The 5,773-nt window shown below is 67.4% G+C and carries 5 protein-coding genes and 1 pseudogene; all 6 read left to right on the top strand.

Going from position 1 to position 5,773, the window contains the following annotated elements:
* Window positions 1-543 (top strand): annotated as a pseudogene (locus tag G3N61_RS37695) (hypothetical protein); the annotation flags it as partial.
* A gap of 73 nt (window positions 544-616) precedes the next feature.
* Entirely contained in the window at window positions 617-1,171 is a 555-nt protein-coding gene (tssB, locus tag G3N61_RS37690) for a type VI secretion system contractile sheath small subunit (protein WP_011355191.1), read from the top strand.
* Window positions 1,164-2,672: a type VI secretion system contractile sheath large subunit gene (gene tssC, locus G3N61_RS37685; protein ID WP_089452965.1), complete on the top strand. Its 1,509-nt coding sequence runs from the start codon at window positions 1,164-1,166 to the stop codon at window positions 2,670-2,672. Before tssB ends, tssC begins: the two co-directional genes overlap by 8 nt.
* Window positions 2,673-2,731: 59 nt before the next feature.
* Window positions 2,732-3,223, top strand: coding sequence for a type VI secretion system tube protein Hcp (locus tag G3N61_RS37680; RefSeq protein WP_027791618.1), 492 nt, complete (start codon window positions 2,732-2,734; stop codon window positions 3,221-3,223).
* A 16-nt stretch (window positions 3,224-3,239) separates the two neighbouring features.
* Window positions 3,240-3,788, top strand: coding sequence for a type VI secretion system baseplate subunit TssE (tssE, locus tag G3N61_RS37675; protein WP_043183760.1), 549 nt, complete (start codon window positions 3,240-3,242; stop codon window positions 3,786-3,788).
* A 4-nt stretch (window positions 3,789-3,792) separates the two neighbouring features.
* The coding region (tssF, locus tag G3N61_RS37670) for a type VI secretion system baseplate subunit TssF (protein ID WP_241018101.1) at window positions 3,793-5,773 on the top strand (1,981 nt) is incomplete at its 3' end.

The raw sequence follows: 5,773 nt of genomic DNA, 5'->3' as shown, positions 1-5,773 counted from the left end.
TCGCTGACCGACGCCGACGGCTTGACGACGCCGATGCTGGGCGTGCTGCCAGGCCATGCGACGATGCAGCGCCGGTTCGTGGCGCTCGGGATGCAGCAGCTCGAAACGCGCAGCGGGATGATGCGCGTGGGCGTGACGGACAGGCTGGGCCGCGAATGGGCGCCCGACGAAGGCGATGCGGAGAAGGCGCTGCAGCGGATCGTGCGCGAAGTGCCGCTGCCCGAGCCGCAACCGGTCTCACCCGACATGCAGCAAGCCGCGCCCGGCGACACCTCACCGGCCGGCCCCGCAGCAACCGCAGCGGCGGCGATGCCGAACGCCCACGCGTGGCGCGATGCCGAAGTCACGAGCCGCGACGACGTGCGGATCGGTCTCGACAAGATGTGCCGCTATTTCGAGCAACACGAGCCGAGCCACCCGGCACCGTTGCTGCTGCGGCGTGCGCAGCGGCTGCTCGCGCTCGACTTCTACGAAATCATCCGCGATCTCGCGCCGGAGAGCCTGCCGAAGCTGGATCTGCTGAGCGGCGAGCGGAGCGAATGAAACGAACGAAAGGCGCCGCCATGCGGGCGACGCCGACGGACTGCGCAACCTGATCGATGTGAAGGAGTGGACGATGACGGACAGAACCAAGGCGGCAGGCAGCGGACAGAAGTTCATTGCGCGCAACCGGGCGCCGCGCGTGCAGATCGAGTACGACGTCGAGACCTACGGCGCCGAACGCAAGGTGCAGTTGCCGTTCGTGATGGGCGTGATTTCGGACCTGGCAGGCAAGCGTGCCGAGCCGCTGCCGGACTTGCCGGAGCGCAAGTTCCTCGAGATCGACGTCGACAACTTCGACGAGCGGATGAAGTCGGTCGCGCCGCGCGTTGCGTTCCAGGTGCCAAACACGCTGACGGGCGAAGGGATGCTCAACGTGGACATGACGTTCGAGCAGATCGACGATTTCTCGCCGGCCGCGATCGCACGCAACGTCGACGCGCTGCGCCGGTTGCTGGAGGCGCGCACCGAGTTGTCGAACCTACTGTCGTACATGGACGGCAAGCACGGCGCCGAACAGCTGATCGAGCGCGCGATCAACGATCCCGACCTGCTGAAGACACTCGTGCGCAATCCGCACGAGCCCGCACAGGGTGGCGATGCGACCCAACCGGAGGCCCGCGATGAATGATCCCGTCCAATCCCGCGCGGACACACGCGATACCGCGCAACCGGCGGTCGCGCACGACGAATTCGCCGCGCTGCTGCAGAAGGAATTCAAGCCGAAGACGGCCGAGGCGCGCGAGTCGGTCGAGCGCGCGGTGCGCACGCTCGCGCAGCAGGCGCTCGAACATACGGTCGGCATGACGACCGATGCATACGGCAGCGTGAAGCAGATCATCGCGGAGATCGACCGCAAGCTGTCCGAGCAGATCAACCAGATCCTGCATCACAACGAGTTCCAGACGCTCGAAGGCGCGTGGCGCGGGCTGCACTATCTCGTCACGCACACCGAGACCGACGAGCTGCTGAAGATCAAGGCGTTGCCGGCGTCGCGCAACGAAGTCGCGCGGATGCTGAAGCGCTACAAGGGCGTCGCGTGGGACCAGAGCCCGCTGTTCCGCAAGATCTACGAAGAGGAATACGGGCAGTTCGGCGGCGAGCCGTTCGGCTGCCTGGTCGGCGACTTCCATTTCAACCACAGCCCGCCCGACGTCGAAATGCTCGGCGAGTTGTCGAAGATCGCGGCGGCCGCGCACGCGCCGTTCATCGCGGGCGCGTCGCCGGAGCTGATGCAGATGGATTCGTGGCAGGAGCTGTCGAACCCGCGCGACCTGACGAAGATCTTCCAGAACACCGAATACGCGGCGTGGCGCAGCCTGCGGCAATCGGAGGATTCGCGCTACATCGGCCTCGCGATGCCGCGCTTTCTCGCGCGGCTGCCGTACGGCGCGCGTACCAACCCGGTCGACGAATTCGACTTCGAGGAAGACACCGACGCCGCGAACCACGACCGCTACACGTGGGCGAACTCGGCATACGCAATGGCCGCGAACATCAACCGCTCGTTCAAGCAGTTCGGCTGGTGTTCGTCGATCCGCGGCGTCGAATCGGGCGGGGCGGTCGAAGGGCTGCCGAGCCACACGTTCCCGACCGACGACGGCGGCGTCGACCAGAAATGTCCGACGGAAATCGCGATCAGCGACCGCCGCGAAGCCGAGCTCGCGAAGAACGGCTTCATGCCGTTCGTGCACCGGAAGAACTCGGATTTCGCGGCGTTCATCGGCGCGCAGTCGTTGTACCAGCCGGCCGAATACCACGATCCCGACGCGACCGCGAACGCGCGGCTGTCCGGCCGCCTGCCGTACCTGTTCGCGTGCTGCCGCTTCGCGCACTACCTGAAGTGCATCGTGCGCGACAAGATCGGCTCGTTCCGCGAACGCGACGACATGGAGCGCTGGCTGAACGACTGGATCATGAACTACGTCGACGGCGACCCCATCAACTCGTCGCAGGAAACCAAGGCGCGCAAGCCGCTCGCGGCCGCGCAGGTGGTGGTCGACGAGGTCGAGGACAACCCCGGCTACTACACGTCGAAATTCTTCCTGCGGCCGCACTACCAGCTCGAAGGGCTCACGGTGTCGCTGCGGCTCATCTCGCGGCTGCCGACCGCGAAGGCGGCCAACGAGTGAGCGGCGGCGCAAGCAACGATCGGCATTCATCCTGACATCGCACTGAAACGGAGACGGCAATGGGCGTGGCAATGTTTATGAAGGTGGACGGCGTGACCGGCGAATCGGCGGACGCACAGCACAAGGGCTGGACCGACATCCAGTCGTTCACGTGGGGCGCGAGCCAGCCGGGCGCGATGGCGAGCGGTAGCGGCGGCAACGCGGGCAAGGCGAGCTTCAACGATCTCGTCGTCGCCGCGTACATGGACAAGGGTGCGCCCGCGATCATCAAGAACTGCGCGAACGGCAAGCATCTGTCGTCGGTCGAGATCTCCGCGTGCAAGACGGGCGGCACGCAGGTCGAGTTCATGCGTGTGACGCTGCAGGAGGTGCTCGTCACGTCCGCGCAGGTCGCGGGCATCGACCCGGGCGACGTCGCCGACCGGCTGATGATGCACTACGGTTTCCAGGCCGCGAAGGTGAAGAAGCAGTACTGGCAGCAGAACGACAACGGCGGCAAGGGCGCAGAGGTGACCGTCGGCTGGAACATCAAGGAAAACACCGAGATGTGACGGCGCGGAGATGACGATGGACGACCCGCGAACCCGCGACGGCCGGGAGGGCAGCCTGCGCGACCGGCTCCAGCCCGCGTTGCTCGACCGGCTCACCGACGATGCGCCGCAGCGCGAGACCGAAGCACCCGGCGCGCAGTGGATCGGCACCGACCGCCTGCGCGCGGCCGTGCTGCGCGATCTCGCGTGGCTGCTCAACACGCGCAATGCCGAGGACGGCTTCGTCGACTGGTCGGCGTTCGCGCATGCGCAGGCGTCGGTGCTCAACTACGGGATGCGGCCGCTCGTCGGCAAGCCGATGTCGGGCGTCGAGCGCATGTCGGTCGAGGCGTCGATCCGCGACGCGATCCTCCGTTTCGAGCCGCGCATCGCGCCCGACAGCGTCGAAGTGCGCAGCGTGATCGACGCGGCCGGCGGGCGGGCCGGCGAACGGCGCCACAACGTGCTGCTGTTCGAAATTCGCGGCACGCTGTGGTCGATCCCGCATCCGCTCGAATTCGTGCTGCGCTCCGACCTCGATCTCGAGACGGGCGCGATGTCGCTGCAATCGGTGACGGGGGCCTGACGCGATGGATACGCGCCTGCTCGATTACTACAACCGCGAACTCGCGTACCTGCGCGAGCTCGGCGGCGAATTCGCGCAGCAGTTCCCGAAAGTGGCCGCGCGGCTGCGGCTCAATGAATCGGGGCCGCCCGACCCGTACGTCGAACGGCTGCTCGAAGGCTTCAGCTTCCTCACCGCGCGCGTGCAGCTCAAGATGGACGCCGAGTTTCCGCGCTTCACGCAGGCGCTGCTCGATGCCGTGTATCCGGGCTATATCGCGCCGCTGCCGTCGATGGCGATCGTGCGGTTCGCGCCGATGCTGAACGAAGGCAGCCTCGCGCAAGGCTGGCGGCTGCCCGCCGGCACCGCGCTGCGCGCGCGTCCGGCCGCGTCCGAGCAGACCGCCTGCGAATTCCGCACCGCGCACGACCTGACGTTGTGGCCGCTCGAACTGACCGATGCGACCGTCACCGGCGCGCCGTCGTGGCTGCCGCGTGGCGCCTTCGCCGCGCGGCAGGACGTGCGCGGTGCGCTGCGCATCCGGCTGAAAGCGCGTGGCGGCGCCAAGCTCTCCCAGTTGCCGCTCGACCGGCTGACGTTCCATCTCGCCGGCCCCGAGCGCGACGCGTTGCACCTGCTCGAACTGATCGCCGCGCATGCGCTTGGCGTCGTATGCCACGATCCGGCGCAGCCACCGCGCTGGCTGCACACTCTCGACGCCGACGCGATCGTCCACGAGGGTTTCGATCCCGCGCAGGCGATCCTGCCCGACGACGGCCGCAGCTTCCACGGCTACCGGCTGTTGCGCGAGTATTTCGCGTTTCCGGCGCGCTTCCTGTTCTTCAGCATCGGCGGGCTGCGTGCCGCGCTCGCGCGCGCGACCGGCGACGAGTTCGAACTGACCGTGCTGTTCGACCGCCACGACGCGGCGCTCGAAGCGGCCGTCAGCGCGAAACACCTCGCGCTGAACTGCACGCCGGCCGTGAACCTGTTCGCGCGCCGCGCCGATCGCATTCCGCTGCAGCCCGGCGCGCGCGAGCACCATGTCGTCGTCGATCGCAGCCGGCCGCTCGACTACGAGGTCTATGCGGTGCAGCGGCTCGCGAGCGAGCAGCGCGACGACGGCCAGTCGCGCGAATTCCGGCCGTTTCACGCGTCGATCGCCAGTGATGACGGCAACCACGGCGCGTACTACACGGTGCGGCGCGAGCCGCGGCTGGTCTCCACGCAGGCACGCGCGAGCGGCACGCGCACCGGCTACGTCGGCAGCGAGACCTACGTGTCGCTGGTCGACAGCCAGTGCGCGCCGTACGACGAGACGATGCGTTACCTGGCGGCCGACACGCTGTGCACGAACCGCGATCTCGTGCTGCTGCAGCCGCCCGGCGACGCGAACACGTTCACGCTGCGCGTGTCGGCCCCGGTCGAAAGCATCGTCGCGATCCGCGGCCCGTCGCGGCCGCGCCCGCCGATCGCCGATGCGCAAACCGCGTGGCGGCTGATCCGCCATCTCGGGCTGGCCCGCCACACGCTGACCGATCTCGACGACGACGAGGGCGCGCATGCGCTGCGCGAACTGCTCGGCCTGCATGCCGACCCGGCCGATGCCGCGATGCGCCGGCAGATCGACGGCGTGCTGCGCGTGGCGTTCTCGCCGGTGTTCCGCCGGCTGCCGACGGCCGGGCCGCTGATGTTCGGGCGCGGCGTGCAGGTCGACGTGACGGTCGACGACCATGCGTTTTCCGGCGACAGTCCGTTCCTGCTCGGCGCGCCTCTGACCACTGTCATCTCTCGTAGTCAGGGTGCTGTTTCCTCGCTCTTCTCTCAACGTGTTGTTAATCACCTCTTTCGTTTCACCGATGGGCTGTCCTGTCCATTTCTCCCCTTCTTCGTCGTTCCGCTCATCTTGCTTCTTGTCGTCCTCCCCCCCCTATATCTCCTTTTCTCTAATGGTGCGTTGTGCACCCTTGTCCTTCGCTCCCCCCTCTTTTCCTGCTTTCTTCTTT

The organism is Burkholderia sp. Ac-20349 (genome assembly GCF_017104865.1).
In the GTDB taxonomy this organism is placed as follows: domain Bacteria; phylum Pseudomonadota; class Gammaproteobacteria; order Burkholderiales; family Burkholderiaceae; genus Burkholderia; species Burkholderia aenigmatica.
This window is presented reverse-complemented; position numbering and strand designations above follow the sequence as displayed.

Bases quoted from the DNA above. Each gene is read 5' to 3' on its own strand.
- tssB (WP_011355191.1), top strand. From the start codon at position 617: ATGACGGACAGAACCAAGGCGGCAGGCAGCGGACAGAAGTTCATTGCG.
- tssE (WP_043183760.1), top strand. From the start codon at position 3,240: ATGGACGACCCGCGAACCCGCGACGGCCGGGAGGGCAGCCTGCGCGAC.
- G3N61_RS37680 (WP_027791618.1), top strand. From the start codon at position 2,732: ATGGGCGTGGCAATGTTTATGAAGGTGGACGGCGTGACCGGCGAATCG.
- tssC (WP_089452965.1), top strand. From the start codon at position 1,164: ATGAATGATCCCGTCCAATCCCGCGCGGACACACGCGATACCGCGCAA.